The sequence below is a fragment of the Halarcobacter bivalviorum genome, assembly GCF_003346815.1.
Taxonomy (GTDB): domain Bacteria; phylum Campylobacterota; class Campylobacteria; order Campylobacterales; family Arcobacteraceae; genus Halarcobacter; species Halarcobacter bivalviorum.
Window position 1 is genome coordinate 120946 of sequence record NZ_CP031217.1, and the last position, 18088, is coordinate 139033.

Here is an 18088-nt window from a genome sequence, read left to right on the forward strand (position 1 = left end):
AATTATTTTTGTGCGTATTTAGCTTTGAATTTCTCTACTCTACCAGCAGCATCAACGATTTTTTGCTCACCTGTGAAGAATGGGTGACAAGCAGAACAAATGTCAATTCTCATTGACTCAACGTTTGACTTAGTTTCAAATGTGTTTCCACACGCACAACTTACTGTACAATCTTTATAATCTGGGTGAATTTCTTTTTTCACTTCAAATTTCCTTATTTTAGTTAATGTTCAATAAAAGGTCGAGTCTTTGTCGCCCTTTATTAAACTCTTGAATTTGAAGTTGGATTATAGCGAAAAATACTTAATGATATCTGAATTTAAGTTTTCTATAATATTAGAAGTTTTCTCTTTAAATTGACCCTTGTTAAAGGTATTTTGTCTTTTTGCTAATTTAGCTGTGTTTAGGGCAATTTTTTCTTCTAACTCTTTTTTTGTAAGCTTTCCATCTAAATATTCTAAAGTTTCAATGATACCAATTGAAGCCATACAATTTGGTGCTCTTCTATATTTTTTTTCTAGATAAATTACTTCATCTATTATTCCTTCTTTCATCATTTGAGCTGTTCTTAATTCAATTCTTTTTCTTAGCTCTTCTCTTTCCCAAACAATTTCAAAAATTTTTAAATCTTTTGCTAGAGGAATTTTAGGATTTTTTTCAAAATATTCACTTGGAGCTAGATTTGATTGTTTATAAATAGAGTAAGCTTTTTCTATTCTATATTTATCATTCTTTGCAATTTTTTCCATATAGTTTTTATCAAGAGAATGTAATAGCTCATAGGCTTCTTCTAAAGAGATATCAAGTTTTATATCTTTTTCCACACCAGTAGAAAGGCCTTCAACTAAAGCTTTTAAATAAAAACCTGTACCTCCTACGATAATAAGGTTTTTCTCTTTTTCTTTAGCATAGTTTTTTGCTTTTTTATAAGATTCAAAAAATTCAACAACATCATATTGCTCATTTGGATAAACTTCATCAATACCAAAATGTATAATATCCCCTCTCTCTTCTTTTGTTGGTTTGGCAGAAGCAATATCAATCTCTTTATAAACTGATAAAGAATCAAGAGATAAAATAATTGAATTAGTTTTTGAAGCTATATCTAAAGATAAGCCAGTTTTTCCTGAGGCTGTTGAGCCAATAATTGCAAGTTCTTTCATTTTGTTGTTTCATTCCTATAAATAGAAAAAGTAAAGCCTTTCTTTTTTTGCATTTTAGTATATCTCTTTTTAGAACTTAATTACATCATAGATATCAGTTCTTCTGTCTTTTAGATTATTTACACTACCTAAATTATGAAGTTCTGTAAGAAGTTCAATATCTACATCGGCAATTAATATCATTTCTGTATTTGGAGTAGATTCAGCTTTTATACCATTTGCAGGGAAGGCAAAATCACAAGGAGTAAATACAGCTGATTGTGCATATTGAATATCCATATTTTCTACTTTTGGAAGATTTCCTACACAACCTGCAATTGCAACATAACACTCATTTTCAATAGCTCTTGCTTGTGCACATATTTTAACCCTTGAGTATCCATTTTGAGTATCTGTTAAAAAAGGCACAAATAAAATATGAACTCCCTCTTTAGCAAGCAATCTTCCAAGTTCAGGAAATTCACTATCATAACAGATAAGAACACCTATTTTCCCACAATCAGTATCAAAAGCTCTAATTTCATCAGAACCTTTTAGCCCCCAAACTTTTTGTTCATCAGGGGTTACGTGCATTTTTGCATATTTTTCAATAGTACCATCTCTTTTACAAACAAAGCCTACATTATTAAGTATTCCATTTTTAAGTTCAGGCATACTTCCTGTAATAATATTAATATTATAAGCAATTGCTAATTTTGAAAAATCTTCTTTAAATCTATTTGTGTATTTTGCAAGTTCTCTTATAGCATCGGCTTCACTTAGGTGGTTGAATTCTGCCATTAATGGAGCATTGAAAAATTCAGGGAAAAGAGCAAAATCACTTCTATATCCAGAAACAGCATCAATAAAATATTCAGCTTGTTCTATTACTTCTTCATAATTTTTGTAAAGTCTCATCTGCCATTGTATAAGACCTAATCGTATAACTTTTTTTTGAGCCATTGGTTCTATAGTAGGTTTAGAATAATAGATATTATCCCATGCTAATAAACAAGCGTACTCTTTACTTTGAATATCTCCTTCAAGATAGTTTTTAATTACTCTTCTTACATAAAAATCATTTGATAGTTGAAAATTAAGTACTGGGTCGTAAATCTCTCTTTGTTTAACTTTTAAAATATACTCTTTTGGAGAAATTTCATTTGCATATTTTGAGTAGTTTGGAATTCTACCTCCAAATATTATTCCTTCTAAATTAAGTTCTTCACAAAGTTCTTTTCTGAAATCATATAACCTTCTTCCAAGTCTTAATCCTCTATATTTTTTATTTATAAAAATATCTATTCCATATAACATATTTCCATTGTCATCATGTGTATTAAAAGTATAGTTTCCTGTAATTTGTTTATAGCTATGAGAATCACTAAACTTTGTATAGTCAACTATTATACATAAAGCAAAACCAGCAAATTTGTCATCAATTTTTATAGCAACTTGACCCTTAGGAAACTTTTCTATTAATGATTCATACTCCTCTTTACTCCATGATGAATCATCTAAATATCTATATTCATCTTCCATAAGTTTGCAGATGCTTTCATGATCCTCTTTTTTTAAATACACAAGTTCTATTTTTTCAATATGAGCACTATCCATTAACTACTCCTATAAATTTAATATATAAAGATTATTATAGTATTTATTATATATATTTGCTTATGAAATATCTTTTAAATAATATATTCGATAAAATCTGCGCATGAATAAGTTAATTAAAATTATGAATGACTTCAATGAACTTGTAATGTTCAAACACTCAATTTTCTCATTGCCTTTTATTTTTATTGCAATGATAGTAGCTTCTGTAGAGATTAATAATTCTGCATGGTTTGGATTCAAACTCTTATTATTAGGAGTATTAGCTGCAATTACAGCAAGAAACTTTGCTATGGGATTTAATAGATATATGGATAGAGATATTGATGCTTTAAATCCAAGAACTGAAAATAGACCAAATGTTGATGGAAGAGTGAGTGCCTCTCAAATGCTAATTTTTAATATTGCAAATGCTTTAGGTTTTATCCTTGTATCATATTTTGTAAATGACTTAGCATTTTATTTATCTGTTCCAATTTTAATAATTATTGGTTCATACTCTTATTTTAAAAGATTTTCTTATTTAGCACATGTAATTTTAGGAATCTCACTTGCTCTTGCTCCAATAGCAGGGGTTGTTGCAGTTAGTGAAACTATTACTCTATGGTCAGTGTTATTAAGTTTAGGTGTTATGTTTTGGGTAGCTGGATTTGACCTTTTATATTCATTACAAGATATGGAAGTAGATAAAAAACTTGGATTACATTCAATTCCAAGTAAATTTGGTGCAAAAAACACAATGCTTATATCAAGAGTTTTTCATGCATTAACTGTTATTTTTTGGCTTCTATTTGCAATAACTTCAAATAGTGGAATGTTTATTTATATAGCTGTGTTAGTTAGTGCAATAATGCTAAGTTATGAACACTATTTAGTAAATAAAGATTTTACAAAAATTGATAAAGCCTTTTTTACAGTAAATGGTTACCTTGGAATTGTTTTTTTCTTTTTAGTTTTAGTAGATTCATTAGTATAGTTTAGTTTTAAGGGTTTAAAAATAATATGGAAAATAAATTAAAAGAACTAACTTATTTAACACTAAAAACTCTAAAAAGAGAGAGTATTATTCTTCCTGATAAGTATAGTAAAACTTTTCATAATCATGCTAAAGAACTTCAAGTTGATTTAGAAGATAAAGAGTTAATATTTAATGATTTAAAACAAGATTGTGATTCTATTGATACTGTTGTAAAAAAGACGAGTGAAAACTTAAACTCTTTACACACATCAACAAAAATGGCTCAAAAAGCAATTGTAGATAAAGATGAAAAAACTCTTAATACTATTAATGAAGATTTAAAAAGAATGCAAAAACAAATAGACTCTTTACAAAAAGAGCTATTTTCAGATGTATTAACAAGTGCTTATAATAGAAGATGGTTTATAGATAACTATTTAGATGAAGATAAGTTTGTTCATGATGGATTTATGGCATTTATAGATTTAAATAAATTTAAAATAATAAATGATACTTATGGACATATTGTAGGAGATCAGGTTTTAAAATATCTAGTTACTTTTTTAAAAAATGAGTTAAATTATTCTGGTGTAGATATTGTAAGATATGCAGGAGATGAGTTTATTGTTTTATTTAATAAAGATAAATGTAGTGTTTTAAATGTAGATAAAAAAGTTTTAGAAGCACAAACAAAACTTTCTGAACAAAGATTAAAATCTTCAAAAATCAAATCATTAAGATTCTCTTTTTCTTATGGAATAGTACCATTTAAAAAAGGTGATGAATTTGAAATACTTTTAGATAAAGTAGATGAATTAATGTATGAAAATAAAAAACAAAGTAGAAAAAGTAGCTAAACTACTTTTTCACATATAGAGTTTGTGTAGGATATGCAAATTCACAGTTGTTTTTATCAACTAAGTCACTAATTTTCATAATCACATCCTCTTTTACTCTTAGCCACTCTTCCCAATCAGGACTTCTACTAAAACAATAAACTAAGATATTTACTGAACTATTATCAAACTCATCAATATATACAAGAAGTGTTCTTTTTACCCCTTGTAAGTCTTCTCTTTTTGCAGCTTCAAATCTTCTTGTTCTTCCCAGTACAGAGTTGTTTTCTGTAGCTATATCTGGATGATTTAAAAGCATTTGTTTAATATCTTCTTTTAAGTTTTTAACATCTTGCATTGAACTTTCATAAGTTACACCTATTTTCATTTTAATTCTTCTACCAATTCTTCGTTTTGAGTAGTTTTTTATATGAGTAGTAGCAAGTTCAGAGTTAGGAATAGTAATCATTGCATTATCAAAAGTTCTAACTCTAGTAGTTCTCATTCTAATATCAACAACTGTTCCTTCTACATTGTTTGCAACAATCCAATCTCCTTGAGAAAAAGAGTTATCAGTCATAATATTTAAAGAACCAAAGAAGTTAGCAAGAGTATCTTTTGAAGCAAGAGCAATAGCAATACCTCCAACCCCAAGTGAAGCGGCAATAGCTTTTATATCAATACCTAATTGAGTAAAAAGAAATAGAATCACTAATAAAATCAATACAACTTTTGTAATTCTAAGAATAAAAGCAATCATCTCTCTTCTAACATTTGGATATCTTTCTACTAAATTCTCAGCATAGTTTGAAATCCAGTTGTTTAAAAGTGAATAGGAAGCCCAAGTAAGGATTCCTATATAAATAGTATTTATCCAAGGAATAATAATACTTATAGCATCTACATCTTTGATTAACGCATAAATAGAAATATGAATTGATAGTGTATACAGAGCAAAGATTAGAGGCTTTTCTATAGAGTCTTTTATAAAAAGTTCCATCTCATCTTCTTCTTTATCACTTTTTTTCATAAAAATTTTATTTATAAAAGTAGTAAACAAAAAGATAAGCTTTGTATTAATAATTCTAAAAAATACCATTACAATAATTACAAAAAGTATCTCACCAATAGAGAATTTAAAATAGTATGAAGTAAATTGTGAAATGGTTGATACCATAGGTTGAGAATCAATCAATGAGATAATATATTCTATATTAAAATTGTCAATAAAAAAGTAGCTTTGTCTATATTGGTCCATATTATCATAAAGATATTTTAAAATAAAATGTTGTTTATTTTTTTGTTCTTTTAAAGTATTATAACTATCTAGTAACTCTTGAGATACGATATTTTCTGTATCTTTTTTTGCTTTTTGATAAATCTCTTTATATTTGACAAGGGAATTCTTTTTTATTAAATCAATATTTTCTTTTATGATTTTTCTAAAATATTCTTTATCTTTGTACGAATTCTTAGCTTGAATAATCTCTTTTAATGTTTTTTCATACTCTCTTTTTTCTTGAAGGATTTGAAGATTTATCTCATCTCTTTTAACTGCTACAAAATTTCCTTCTCTTTGATTTATAGCAATTTTATTTAATAAATAGTTTACTTGTTTATCATATTCTCTTTCATTTATAGTTTGCTTTAGATATTTTTCCTTATTGATATTTTCTACTACTTTTAGAGCAACAACCATCTGCTCATCAAGATGTTCTTCTACACTTTTTTTTAATTCTTTATCTTGCGAAAATAAAAAAATAGGAAGAATAATCAAAATTAGAAGTTTAAAAATAGTAATTTGAAATTTCATGAATACCCTTTAAATAGCTATATAATAGGGATTATAGTAAAAATAAACTTACCTTTTATATAAGATAAGATATTCTTAATGACAAAATTTGTAAAATACGGTTCTTAAAACAAGCGCGTCTGTGGCTTAACTGGATAGAGCGCCGGGTTTCGGCCCCGGTGGTTGTGGGTTCGAATCCTACCAGGCGTGCCATTTCTTTAATAAAATCAATGTTTTCTAAATAATAGTATTAAAAAAATCTATAAAAATAATTAATTTAAAGACCATTTTAAAGCTTCTCTATAAATAAGTAATAAAATAACATTTACTAATTAACTCTAAACTTTAATTCTACATTTAAGAATGTCTCACAAATGTCTCAATAATAGGTAAAATATGCTATAATTTTAGACTAAATTTTTTTCAAGGTACTAGATGTATAAGAATCTTCCTACAAAAGTAAAACTTTTAATTAATATGCTTATAGCACAGTTTGGATTTGCTTTAATTACTACAACAGCAATACTTACTTCAAATGATTTAGTTGCAATTATTGTTGTGAATTTAATTTTTGCAATTATTGTTGGATATATGAATTTTGCAGCAATGAAAAGAATCGTAGGTGGGATTGACAGATTTAAAAGATATATGGATGATATTATGGATTTTGTTTTTATGAGAACAAACAGAATTCAAAAAGCTCAATATATGAAGAATGATGAAATAGGATTAATTCTTACAGAAATGAATTCTTATGTAGATAAAATAGATTTACTTAGAAAAGAAGATATGAAAGTTCTTGGAGAAGTTGTTCTTACAATGGACAAGGTTTCAAGAGGAACTTATAAATGTAGGATTCATAGTGATTCTAAAAACTTTATGATAAAAGCTTTAAAAGAAACAATAAATAAAATGCTTGATACTACAGAAGAAAATATGAAAAATGTGAGGTCTGTAGTTGAAAAATATGCAGATGATGATTACACAGAGAAAATAGAGATTTCATCTAAGTTAAGTGATGAAATGCTTAGAGTTATGAACTCTATTAATATTTTAGGGGAAAACCTATCTACTAATGCTAAGAAAAATCTTCAAAATGGACAAAAACTAGAAAAAAACTCAATTAATATGAATAATTCAGTTAGGAATGTAGCTCATAAAGCAAATGAGCAAGCAGCTTCATTAGAAGAGACAGCTGCTGCTTTAGAAGAGATAACTTCAATTACAAGAAATAATGCAAATAATGCAGTGGAAATGGCAAACTTAGGAGCAACTGTACAAAAATCTGTTGAAAGTGGTCAAATCTTAGCTTCAAAAACTGCTCAATCAATGGAAGAGATAAATGAAGAGGTAGCTGCAATAAATGAAGCAATTACAGTAATTGATCAAATTGCTTTTCAAACAAATATCCTTTCATTAAATGCAGCAGTAGAGGCAGCGACAGCTGGAGAAGCTGGAAAAGGTTTCGCAGTAGTAGCTCAAGAGGTTAGAAATCTTGCAAATAGAAGTGCAGAAGCTGCAAAAGAGATAAAAGATTTAGTTGAGAAGGCCAGAGATAAAACAAATAGTGGTAAAAACATCTCTGATAATATGATAAAAGGCTATGATGAATTAAATATGCATATTTCACAAACTTTAAATATTATTTCAGATGTTTCAAGTGCTTCAAAAGAACAAATGACAGGAATTGAACAGATAAATGATACAGTATCTATGTTAGACCGTGTAACTCAAGAAAATGCAAATGAAGCAAATAATGTGGCTCAAATAGCAAATGATACTTTAGCTATGGCAAATGATTTAGTAAATGAGGCAAAAGAAAAACAATTTAATTAAGAAAAAATTGCTTTTAAGTCTTTAGTGGGTAGTATTCGACCTTTATAAGAAATTATGATTTTTATTATATAAAAATATTTAAAAAGTAGGTAACAAGTGACTGATAAAAATGAGAAGAGAATTTTAAGTATTATTAGATATTCATCTACAATATTTATATTTGTAATCAGTCTTGTTATTGCCTATTTTATTAATATTGAGCACAAAAAAAATATAAAAGAAGAAAAAGACCAAATAGAAAAAGAGTTTGTGCTTGAAGAGAGAAAAAGAGTAGAATTTATTACAAAAAAAGCTTATGAATTATTAGAAAAGAAAGATGAATCTAAAAAAGAGCTTTTGAAAGCAAAAATAAGAAATCATGTTTTAAATGCCTATAAAATAACGATGTCTATCTATGAGAATAATAAAAATACAAAATCAAAAGAAGAGATAACAAAACTCATAAAAGATGCTTTACGAGATATTCGATTTTTAAATGGAAGAGGCTACTTCTTTATCTATAAGATGGATGGAACAAATGTTCTTAATGCAGCTTTTCCAAAACTTGAAGGGAAAAGTCTTTGGCATTATCAAGACTCAAAAGGAGTATCTTTACTTCAAGAGATGAACAAACAGCTACAAATACAAGATGAAGTATTTTATGATTGGTATTGGAATAAGCCAAACGGTAAAAAAGATGAATATTTAAAAGTGGGATTCTTTAAAAAGTTTGGTCCATATGATTGGTTTATTGGAACTGGTGAATATATGGAAGATTTCACAGAAGAGTTAAAAGAAGAGACTCTTGATATAATCAAAACTTTAAAATATAAAAATGATGGTTACCTTTTTGTTTTTGAAAAAAATGGTTTATTATTAAATACTTTACAAAAAGATATGATAGGAATAAATATTCATGAAGTAAATCTTTTTGATAAACTTTCTAAATCTTTTTCATCTTTTATGAATTCAGATGATAAAGGAAGATTTATTCAATATGAAATACATAAAAATTTAGAGGATAAGAATCCTAAAAATAAAATTTCTTTTATGTTGAAATTTGATAATTGGGATTGGGTAATTGGTTCAGGATTCAATATAGAAGAGGCAAGTTCTATTGTAGAAAATAGACAAAAATCTTTAGAAGAGAAATATAATAGATATTTAAAAAATTTAATAATCTTAAGTACGATATTTTTAGTTTTTTTATTAGTTATATCTTATTTGATGTCAAAGTACTTAGAAAAAATATTTACAGATTATAAATGTACTTTAAAAAATAAAAATAAAAACTTGCTTCAAGCTCAAAAAGTTGCTAAATTAGGAGACTGGAAGTTAGATGTAGAGAACTCTGAACTTTATTGGTCTGAAGAGATTTACAGAATTTTTGGTGTTGATAAAGATAAAAAAATTGATTTAGATTATGTAGTTGAATTGATTAATGATGAGTATAAATCTTATTTTAAAGATTCTATTAAAAATACAATTTTAAACAAAACTAAACATAATGCTATTTATAAAATAAAAAGAGAAAATGATAAAAAAATTAGATGGATTGATTGTACTGGTGAATTTGATGAAGAGAGTAATATTGTAGTTGGAACAATTCAGGATATTACTGATAGAAAAAAATTAGAAATTGAAAAAGAACAACAAGAAAAAATACTTTATCAACAATCAAAAATGGCAGCAATGGGTGAGATGCTAAGTAATATTGCCCACCAATGGAGGCAACCTTTATCTACAATCTCAACTGCTTCTACGGGAATTAAATTACAAAAAGATATGGATATTTTAAAGGATGAAGATTTAATTCATGCTATGGATAATATAAATAAATCAGCACAATATTTATCTCAAACAATTGAAGATTTTAGAAACTTTTTTAATCCTAAAAACAATAGTTTTAAAGAGATAAATTTAATAGATTTAATTGATAGGTCTTTATCTTTGATTGATTCTCAATTTAAAGCAAAAGATATTGAGATAATAAAAAATATTGAAGATATAGATCTTTTCATTTTAGAAAATGAGTTTATTCAAGTATTAATAAATATTTTAAATAACTCAAGAGATGCACTTTTATTAAAAGGTAAAAATGAAAAAAGACTAATCTTTATTGAGTCAAAAAGAATAAAAGAGAAACTTGAATTAAAGATATATGACAATGCAAATGGTATTGATTTAGAGATTATAAATAGAGTATTTGAACCATATTTTACAACTAAGCATAAAAGCCAAGGTACAGGTATAGGTTTATATATGTCTCAAGAGATAATTACAAAACTATTTAAAGGTTATATCTCTGTTTATAATAAAACATACGTTTATAAAGAGAATGTTTATAAAGGGGCGTGTTTTAAATTAGAGTTAAATATTAATTCAAAAAGTAAAAAAATTGAGGAAAGGGGAATATGATGTTTGGAAGTATTTCAAATAAAGATTTAGAAAATATTGATAAGTATTTTATGCAATTTATTGATTTTATCTCTTATGATAAAAGTGAATTTGATTATATTGAATCAACAGGAAATAGCAAAGTTGATGCAATGTTTAAAAGATGGAATGAAAAAATTATTGAGGTTGATAAAAGAACTAAAGATGATATGAGAGTAATTGGAGAGATTGTTCTTACTACAGATAAAGTAGAACAAGGTATGTACAAATGTAGAATTAATTCAAATAGTTCAAATCCTACAATTGTTACTTTAAAAAATACTCTTAATAAGATGCTAAATAGTTTAGATGATGCAACTACTAGAATTTTAAGAGTTATGTCAAGTTATACAAATAATGACTATACAGATAGTATTAAGGTTTACGAAAATTATACTGCTGAGATGAGAGAGCTTATGGAAAGTATAAATAAGCTAGGAGAGGCATTAGGGAGTAACGCAAGATTAAACTTAAATAATGGACAAACCTTAGAGAATAATTCAGCAACAATGACAGCCTCAATGAATAACCTAGCAGCAAAAGCGAATGAACAAGCAGCCTCATTAGAAGAGACAGCAGCAGCAGTAGAAGAGATTACTTCAATAACAAGAAATAATGCAGAGAATGCTACAAAAATGGCTGAGCTAGGAAAAACAGTAAGAACATCAGTAACAACAGGAGAAGAGTTAGCAAGCAAAACAGCAAGCTCAATGGATGAGATAAATGAAAAAGTAACTTCAATTAATGAAGCAATTACTGTTATTGATCAAATAGCCTTCCAAACAAATATTCTTTCACTTAATGCAGCAGTAGAAGCAGCAACAGCAGGAGAAGCAGGGAAAGGATTTGCAGTAGTAGCACAAGAAGTTAGAAATCTAGCAAATAGAAGTGCAGAAGCAGCAAGAGAAATAAAAGACTTAGTAGAAGATGCAAACCAAAAAGCAAATGATGGTAAAAAGATATCAGATGAGATGATAAACGGATATAAAGAATTAAATACACATATATCAGAAACAATCCATATCATAGAAGATGTGTCAAAAGCAAGTAAAGAACAGATGACAGGAATAGAACAAATAAATGATGCAGTAACAATGCTAGACCGAGTAACACAAGAGAACGCAAGTGAAGCGAATCAAGTAAAAGCAATAGCAGATGAAGTAGCAACAATGGCAAATGAACTAGTAAGTGACGCAAAAAGTAAAAAGTTTAACTAAAGGAAGAGATAGATGGCAGCAGGACAAGAGACAGTATTAGATGAATACGCATTCCTAGTTAGTGAGACAGATGCAAAAGGGATGATAAGATTTGCAAATGATGATTTTTGTAAAATAGCAGAATACTCACTAGAAGAGTTAGTAGGGAATCCGCATAGTATGGTAAGACACAAAGATATGCCAAAGAAAGCATTTAAAAGCTTGTGGGAGACAGTACAAAAAGGTGATACCTGGACAGGATATGTGAAGAATGCAACAAAAACAGGAGGGTATTATTGGGTATTTGCAACAGTATATCCATTTGAGAGTTGTGATGGAACAAAAGGATATTTATCTTGTAGAAGAAAACCATCAAGAGAAGAGATTTTAGCCGCTGAAAAACTTTATGCTCAGTGGAATTTAGAAGAAGGAAAGTAAGTTAACTTTCCTCTTCTATTTTAATTGGTAAGATAATAGTAAATTTAGCTCCTAAGTACTCTTTTTCTTTATATTTAATTATTTCATTTTCTACATTGATATAACCATTTAAATGTTTGTTTATAATCTCATAAGTCATATATAAACCTATACCTGTGCCTTGACTTTTATGTTTAGTTGTAAAATAAGCATCAAAAATCTTATCTATATACTCTTTTGAAATACCACCAGCATTATCTTGTATAGTTATTGTAATATATCCTTCTTTGCCTTGAGTACATTCTATAATATTGCAGTTAGGCATTTTACACTCTTTTTGATACTTTATTTTAAATTCAATAAGTTTATTTTCCATCTTTTTATTTTCAAAAGCATCAATTGCATTATTTAAAATATTCATAAGAGATTGTAAAAGTTCATTTTCAAAAGTAATGAAACTTGTTTCTTCTACACTACTTTCTAACTCAATATCTTTTGCTGTAAGTCTTGATGAAATAAGTTGAATAGCTTTTTCATAAATTATAAGAGTATTTAAGTTTTTTGCTACTTTATTGGGATTAAAAAATTCTCTGAAATCTTCAATTGTTTGAGAAAGATGTTTTGTTGTAGTAACAATAAGTTCCATTCCTTTATCAAACTCTTTGTCTTCTAGAATATTAAGCTCTTTTTGGATTCTTGTTCCTGAAGCAATAGTTGAAATTGTAGATAAAGGTTGTCTCCATTGGTGCGCAATATTTCCTAACATCTCTCCCATTGAAGCCATTTTTGATTGTTGATATAAAACCATATCTTTTTTTCTATTTTCTTCAATCTCTTCTGCAATTTTTTCATGATATTTTTTAAAAAAGTTTTCAAGAATTTTAGAAATATAAAAAGCTAAAGTTATTAAAATAAGAGTTAAAATAAAACTAATTACTAAGGTCTTTTTTAATGCTTCATTATTAATCTCTCTTAACTCATCTTTTTTGAGCTCTAAATATTTTAATAAATCTAAATTATAAAATCCTGAACCAATAGCCCATCCCCAGTCATCAACACCTTTGATATAAGTTGTTTTATAAGCTGGTTCCCCAGTCTCTGGCATAATAGAACCAATATAATTAATAAAGCCTGAGCCTTTTTTTGCTTGTTTTATAATTTCTTGTGTAATCATAAAACCATTTGAATCAACTAAATCAATTCTATTTTTACCAATATAATCTTTTTTTACATGGGCAAGTTGTTTCCCCTCATAATCAAAGATAAAAATATAGCCATTTTCTCCGTATCTTACATTTTGAATATGCTCTGCAATTATATGATTTTGGATATTTTTTGTATATTCATCTTTGTATTCACCTGTACCAATAACAAGATTAAGAGGTTTGTATAGTTTCATATATGTTAATTTTTCATACTCTTTTCCTGTATTTTCATTGGGTTTTGTTGCTTTTAAATATCCTAAAAAATCACTATTATTTTTAAAATGTTCAATAGCATCTTTATAAATATAGTGACCATGCATATCTTTTTTATTTGAAATATTTGTATTTTCAAATTGAGGATAAATAGGATGAAGAACACTTATTCCATTAGGTTTTGCTATATAAAAATAGCCTCTTTGCTCATTGAATCTAATTGCCCTTAGACTCTCTTTTATTATATTAAGAAGTTCCTCTTCTTTTAGATGAGAATATTTTTTATGTAGATTTTCAATAATACTAAAAGCTTCATTTACTCTTCTTTTTAATTTCTCCTCAAGGCTTTTTTCAAGATTATTTCTCTCTCTTAAAATATCTTTATATGCCTTTTCAACTTGAAATCTTGTAAGTATTTTATTTGATTCAATATAGTTTCTTTTATAGATTTCTAAATCTTTTTTAAAATTTTGTTCATTTTGAAAATAGATTAGAATATTTATTAAAATAGCAATAATAAATATAATAATTATAGGTGAAAACCTAATAAAAGTTAAAAGCTGTTTTTCGCTTTTTATAAACAAATTACTTCTCCAAGTACTCTATTAATAGAGCTTTTGCTCTATTTGATAAAACATTTTTATATAAAGTTTCATCAACTTTGTATATATTTTTACTCTCATTTTGAATTTGTGTAGCAACAAAATCTGAATCAATTGAAATTTTTACAAATAAGGTATTGTCTTCACTTAACCAAGAATTTTTTATTTTACTCTTTGATATAGCTTTTAATGAAATTTGCTCTGCAATATTATGAATATCTTTATCAAAACCACTTGGTTTATCAAGTTTTTTTTCATACTCTTTATAGTAAGTTACTATTTGTTTATAAATTTTTTTACTAAGATTATTACTTGCATTAAGTAAAGTTCTTTTTTTATCAAAATCAGATACTTCCTTTTGTTTTAAGAAAGAGTATCCTAGCACACTAATATAGTTTTTTTCATTTGGATTTTTAATCCATACAGGAGCATTATCAGAAATTACAACTTGCTTTTTTTGAGTCTCCTCTGTATCATCACTAAAAGGATTAAGTGATGAAACAGAAAAACAACCACTAAATAAAATTATTAAGCAAATTGAAGAGAAAAGAGTTTTAATCATTATCTATCACTATAGTTTTCAATTAATTCTTTTGCTTTTTGAAGTGCTTTGTCACTGCTTTCTTTATCAAAAGTTAAAGCAACAGCCATTCTTCTTCCTTTATGACTTTGAGGTTTTCCAAATACTCTTGCAAATGAAGTAGCTGTAAAAGCTTCATCTTTTATTTCAACAATTGGATTAAATGTATCATCTTTTGCTTTATATGCAGCACTTGCTCCTGCACCATAATCAATAAAGTCTAATGGTAAACCAAGAACTGCTCTTACATGAAGGGCAAATTCACTTTGAGATTGAGTAATCATAGTAACCATTCCTGTATCGTGTGGTCTTGGACTTACTTCAGAGAAGTATACTTCATCTGCTTTTATAAATAATTCAACACCAAAAATACCTCTTCCACCTAAACCATCTGTGATTTTTTGTGCAACTTCTTGAGATTTTCTTTTTGCTTCTTCACTCATGTTCATTGGTTGCCATGAGAAAATATAATCTCCATCTTGTTGAATATGTCCAATTGGTTCACAAAATACAGTTTGCTTTTCATTTCTTGCTGTAAGCATAGTAATCTCATAATCAAAAGTGATAAACTCTTCAACAATTAACTCACTAGCATCACCTCTTGCTTCTTTTGCAAGTTCCCAAGAGTTTTGTAAATCAGCTTCACTTCTTGCAATACTTTGTCCATGTCCAGATGAACTCATTACAGGCTTGATTACGCAAGGGAAACCTATTTTAGAAGCTGCTTTTTCTAAAGCTTCAAAAGTAGTTACAAACTCGTACTTTGAAGTTGGAAGACCAAGTTCAACAGCTGCAAATTCTCTAATATTTTTTCTATTCATTGTTTTATTTACTGCGTCAGCATTTGGAATTACATGGTAACCTTCTTCTTCTGCTGTAAAAAGTGCTTCAATATTAATAGCTTCAACTTCAGGTAAAATATAAGTTGGTTTTTCTCTTCTAATTACATCTAAAATCTCATTCTTGTTTTTCATATTGATAGTATAAGCTTTGTTTGCAACTAATTGTGCAGGAGCATTATTATAAGAATCAACTGCAATAGTCTCTATTCCTAATCTTTGTGCTTCAATAATAACTTCTTTTCCTAACTCTCCACTTCCAAGAAGCATAATCTTTATAGAGTCTGATTTAAGAGGTGCTGTAAAATTCATTTTTTTATTTTTCCTTATTTAGTTATTTGTTTTTCATAGAATTTTTTATCAAGTTGGGTTAACTTATATTTTTTGATAATAGATTTAAGAATTATCACATAATCATATCCAATAGCAGAGTATTTCGTCATATCTTCACTTAAGATAAGACCATTAATAAACTTTCCATTCTTTCTCATTTTTTCTCTGTTATCTCTAAAGCTTTTATAAGCTCCTGTTCTATTTAGATTTCTCATATAAACAGCAATAGAAGATTCTAAGTTAGGAAAAATTCTTACCATATGTTTTTTCCCTTCTTCTCTTCTTAGGGGTACCATTCCTATTTTTTTATCATAAGTCCAGTGTCCAAAAATATTGTTTGCTTCTCTTATAAATCTACTTTTCCCCCAAGCACTCTCTGTTGCTGCTTGAGCAATGGCAAGTGATGGTGGAATAATATCTACTCTATTTAAAAAAGTTTTATAGTCATAGATATTTTTTACTTTATATTTTTTTTGTAGTTTTTCTAACTCTTTATACTCTTTTGAGTCTTTGTTTAAATCTTTTTTTCCATCAAGTGAAAGAATAAAATCTCTCTCTTTTAAAATTTTTAGATTTTCAATTTCAACTTTTTTACCAAGAAAATTGAAGAAATAATCCTTTGCTTTTTTTCCTTGAAGTTTATAATATTCTTGTGAGAAACCTTTATTTGAACTATTTGCTAAAGCAAAAGAACAAATAGTTAGTACAAGAAAAAGTATTTTTAATAGTTTCATTTTTTATCCTATTGTTGTTGTAAAAACTTTTTTAACTGCACCTTTAAAATAGATTTTCCCATCTATTTTAGAGATAGTTAGCTCTTCTTGACTTTTTGGGTAAACAAGAGCTTTTTTATCTACAAGGTTTAAATCAAGAGCTCTTAAAAAACAAGCAACCATACCTGTTCCACAAGCTTTTGTCTCTCCTTCTACACCTCTTTCATAAGTTCTTACATAAAGTTTTTTATCTTCAACTTTTACAAGATTTACATTTGCATTATGTTCATATCTCATTTTTGCACATAAATCATGGTCATATGCTTTTAAATCATCTACAATAGTTACTAAATGAGGAACACCAGTATCTATTAAATACCAAGTAAATCCTTCTTGTTCAAAACTATCTTTAATAATTTTAGGTTCAGTCATTTGAGTTTGTACTACATCATCTTCTACAATTGATTCTATAAGTCCAGCTTGTGTTAAAAATTTCATTGAAGAGTTCGCTAAGCCATTATTATAAGCATAATGAGCAACTGCTCTTGTTGCATTTCCACACATAGCTGCAACACTTCCATCACTATTATAAAATAACCATTTAAAATCTGCATCTTTACTTGGAATAAGTGCTACTAAACCATCTGCACCAATTCCTTCTGTTCTATTACATAGTTCAATTGCTTTGTTTGAAAAATCTTCTTCCACAAAAGTGTGAAAAATCACAAAGTCATTTCCACTTGCAGAGTATTTTGTATATGTCATATTATTTCCTCAATAATTCTTTCAACTTCATTTTGTAAATTTTTTAAATCTTTAGAGTTATCAATTACCATATCGGCTAACTCTTTTTTCTTTTCTATATCCCATTGATTTGAGATTTTTATTAATGCTTCTTCTTCACTAATATTGTCTCTTTTCATTAATCTTTGTACTTGTAAATCTTTTGGAGTATAAATTACAAGTGACCGAGGAATAGGATAGTGCATTTTTTCAAAAAATAGTGGAATATCTATGAAATAAGGTTTATCTTGGCTTTCAAAAAGTCTTGACCTTTTTACAATTTCATCTTTGATTAGTGGATGAAGTAAAGCCTCTAGGTTCTCTTTGTTCTCTTCATTTGTAAAGATGATTTTTCCTAGCTCTTTTCTAAGAACTTTTCCATTTTGAACATATTGGCTACCAAACATTTCAGCAATTTTATTTGAATTTTCATCCAGTAGTTTATGTGCAATTTCATCTGCATCAATTATTAAAAAACCATGAAGTTTGAAAAGGTTACAAACTGTACTTTTACCTGTAGATATTCCGCCTGTAAGGGCGATTGCATTTTTAAATAAATCATTACTCATAGTAAATATTTTACTATAAAAATGATTTATTTATAATTATTT

General features: G+C 27.5%; 15 protein-coding genes, 1 tRNA gene and 1 pseudogene. 7 read left to right on the top strand and 10 right to left on the bottom strand.

Annotated elements, in window-relative coordinates; all coding sequences use genetic code 11:
• Positions 1 to 2: 2 nt before the first annotated feature.
• The 3 genes from rpmE to ABIV_RS00615 form a co-directional block, all read right to left on the bottom strand.
• Positions 3 to 203, bottom strand: coding sequence for a 50S ribosomal protein L31 (gene rpmE / locus ABIV_RS00605; protein WP_114838050.1), 201 nt, complete (start codon positions 201 to 203; stop codon positions 3 to 5).
• Between the two features lie 84 nt (positions 204 to 287).
• On the bottom strand, positions 288 to 1163 hold the full coding sequence (miaA, locus tag ABIV_RS00610) for a tRNA (adenosine(37)-N6)-dimethylallyltransferase MiaA (protein WP_114838051.1): 876 nt from the start codon (positions 1161 to 1163) through the stop codon (positions 288 to 290).
• Positions 1164 to 1232: 69 nt separating this feature from the next.
• Complete coding sequence (locus ABIV_RS00615; RefSeq protein WP_114838052.1) at positions 1233 to 2759, bottom strand: bifunctional GNAT family N-acetyltransferase/carbon-nitrogen hydrolase family protein; 1527 nt, start codon at positions 2757 to 2759, stop codon at positions 1233 to 1235.
• 103 nt (positions 2760 to 2862) lie between these two features.
• Here ABIV_RS00615 and mqnP point away from each other — a divergent pair, with 103 nt between their 5' ends.
• Positions 2863 to 3735, top strand: a complete 873-nt coding sequence (gene mqnP / locus ABIV_RS00620) for a menaquinone biosynthesis prenyltransferase MqnP (protein ID WP_114838053.1) — start codon at positions 2863 to 2865, stop codon at positions 3733 to 3735.
• Positions 3736 to 3761: 26 nt separating this feature from the next.
• Positions 3762 to 4574, top strand: coding sequence for a GGDEF domain-containing protein (locus tag ABIV_RS00625; RefSeq protein ID WP_114838054.1), 813 nt, complete (start codon positions 3762 to 3764; stop codon positions 4572 to 4574).
• Between the two features lies 1 nt (position 4575).
• Here ABIV_RS00625 and ABIV_RS00630 read toward each other — a convergent pair whose 3' ends face one another.
• A complete protein-coding gene (locus ABIV_RS00630) occupies positions 4576 to 6366 on the bottom strand; it encodes a mechanosensitive ion channel family protein (RefSeq protein ID WP_114838055.1) in 1791 nt (596 codons plus the stop codon).
• A gap of 115 nt (positions 6367 to 6481) precedes the next feature.
• Here ABIV_RS00630 and ABIV_RS00635 point away from each other — a divergent pair.
• The 5 genes and pseudogenes from ABIV_RS00635 to ABIV_RS00655 all read left to right on the top strand — a co-directional run bounded on the left by ABIV_RS00635 (position 6482) and on the right by ABIV_RS00655 (position 12230).
• Positions 6482 to 6558: transfer RNA gene (locus ABIV_RS00635), tRNA-Arg, on the top strand.
• Positions 6559 to 7626: 1068 nt separating this feature from the next.
• Positions 7627 to 8181 (top strand): annotated as a pseudogene (locus ABIV_RS13775) (methyl-accepting chemotaxis protein); the annotation flags it as partial.
• A gap of 96 nt (positions 8182 to 8277) precedes the next feature.
• Positions 8278 to 10578 carry a cache domain-containing protein gene (locus ABIV_RS00645; RefSeq protein WP_114838057.1) on the top strand — a complete coding sequence of 767 codons (2301 nt, stop codon included), beginning with the start codon at positions 8278 to 8280 and terminating at the stop codon, positions 10576 to 10578.
• Positions 10578 to 11813: a methyl-accepting chemotaxis protein gene (locus tag ABIV_RS00650; protein ID WP_228254319.1), complete on the top strand. Its 1236-nt coding sequence runs from the start codon at positions 10578 to 10580 to the stop codon at positions 11811 to 11813. Before ABIV_RS00645 ends, ABIV_RS00650 begins: the two co-directional genes overlap by 1 nt.
• Positions 11814 to 11825: 12 nt before the next feature.
• Entirely contained in the window at positions 11826 to 12230 is a 405-nt protein-coding gene (locus tag ABIV_RS00655) for a PAS domain-containing protein (RefSeq protein WP_114838059.1), read from the top strand.
• A gap of 1 nt (position 12231) precedes the next feature.
• On the opposite strand, the gene ABIV_RS00660 is transcribed toward ABIV_RS00655, so the two are convergent.
• From ABIV_RS00660 to coaE, 6 genes are read right to left on the bottom strand one after another with little or no spacing between them, the layout of a single operon-like run.
• Positions 12232 to 14211 carry a sensor histidine kinase gene (locus tag ABIV_RS00660; RefSeq protein WP_114838060.1) on the bottom strand — a complete coding sequence of 660 codons (1980 nt, stop codon included), beginning with the start codon at positions 14209 to 14211 and terminating at the stop codon, positions 12232 to 12234.
• A 1-nt stretch (position 14212) separates the two neighbouring features.
• Positions 14213 to 14791, bottom strand: coding sequence for a hypothetical protein (locus ABIV_RS00665; protein WP_114838061.1), 579 nt, complete (start codon positions 14789 to 14791; stop codon positions 14213 to 14215).
• Entirely contained in the window at positions 14791 to 15960 is a 1170-nt protein-coding gene (purT, locus tag ABIV_RS00670; RefSeq protein WP_114838062.1) for a formate-dependent phosphoribosylglycinamide formyltransferase, read from the bottom strand. The genes ABIV_RS00665 and purT overlap by 1 nt, the downstream gene beginning before the upstream one ends.
• A gap of 14 nt (positions 15961 to 15974) precedes the next feature.
• A complete protein-coding gene (locus ABIV_RS00675) occupies positions 15975 to 16715 on the bottom strand; it encodes a glucosaminidase domain-containing protein (RefSeq protein ID WP_114838063.1) in 741 nt (246 codons plus the stop codon).
• 3 nt (positions 16716 to 16718) lie between these two features.
• A complete protein-coding gene (dapF, locus tag ABIV_RS00680; protein ID WP_114838064.1) occupies positions 16719 to 17459 on the bottom strand; it encodes a diaminopimelate epimerase in 741 nt (246 codons plus the stop codon).
• Positions 17456 to 18046 (bottom strand): dephospho-CoA kinase, encoded by a 591-nt coding sequence (gene coaE / locus ABIV_RS00685; RefSeq protein ID WP_114838065.1) that lies wholly within the window; start codon positions 18044 to 18046, stop codon positions 17456 to 17458. The genes dapF and coaE overlap by 4 nt, the downstream gene beginning before the upstream one ends.
• Positions 18047 to 18088 lie beyond the last annotated feature (42 nt).

What these genes read in the sequence shown, in the direction of transcription:
- miaA (WP_114838051.1), bottom strand. Translation starts at nt 1,163, where the DNA reads ATGAAAGAACTTGCAATTATTGGCTCAACAGCCTCAGGAAAAACTGGC.
- ABIV_RS00615 (WP_114838052.1), bottom strand. Translation starts at nt 2,759, where the DNA reads ATGGATAGTGCTCATATTGAAAAAATAGAACTTGTGTATTTAAAAAAA.
- mqnP (WP_114838053.1), top strand. Translation starts at nt 2,863, where the DNA reads ATGAATAAGTTAATTAAAATTATGAATGACTTCAATGAACTTGTAATG.
- ABIV_RS00625 (WP_114838054.1), top strand. Translation starts at nt 3,762, where the DNA reads ATGGAAAATAAATTAAAAGAACTAACTTATTTAACACTAAAAACTCTA.
- ABIV_RS00630 (WP_114838055.1), bottom strand. Translation starts at nt 6,366, where the DNA reads ATGAAATTTCAAATTACTATTTTTAAACTTCTAATTTTGATTATTCTT.
- ABIV_RS00650 (WP_228254319.1), top strand. Translation starts at nt 10,578, where the DNA reads ATGTTTGGAAGTATTTCAAATAAAGATTTAGAAAATATTGATAAGTAT.
- ABIV_RS00655 (WP_114838059.1), top strand. Translation starts at nt 11,826, where the DNA reads ATGGCAGCAGGACAAGAGACAGTATTAGATGAATACGCATTCCTAGTT.
- ABIV_RS00665 (WP_114838061.1), bottom strand. Translation starts at nt 14,791, where the DNA reads ATGATTAAAACTCTTTTCTCTTCAATTTGCTTAATAATTTTATTTAGT.
- purT (WP_114838062.1), bottom strand. Translation starts at nt 15,960, where the DNA reads ATGAATTTTACAGCACCTCTTAAATCAGACTCTATAAAGATTATGCTT.
- ABIV_RS00675 (WP_114838063.1), bottom strand. Translation starts at nt 16,715, where the DNA reads ATGAAACTATTAAAAATACTTTTTCTTGTACTAACTATTTGTTCTTTT.
- dapF (WP_114838064.1), bottom strand. Translation starts at nt 17,459, where the DNA reads ATGACATATACAAAATACTCTGCAAGTGGAAATGACTTTGTGATTTTT.
- coaE (WP_114838065.1), bottom strand. Translation starts at nt 18,046, where the DNA reads ATGAGTAATGATTTATTTAAAAATGCAATCGCCCTTACAGGCGGAATA.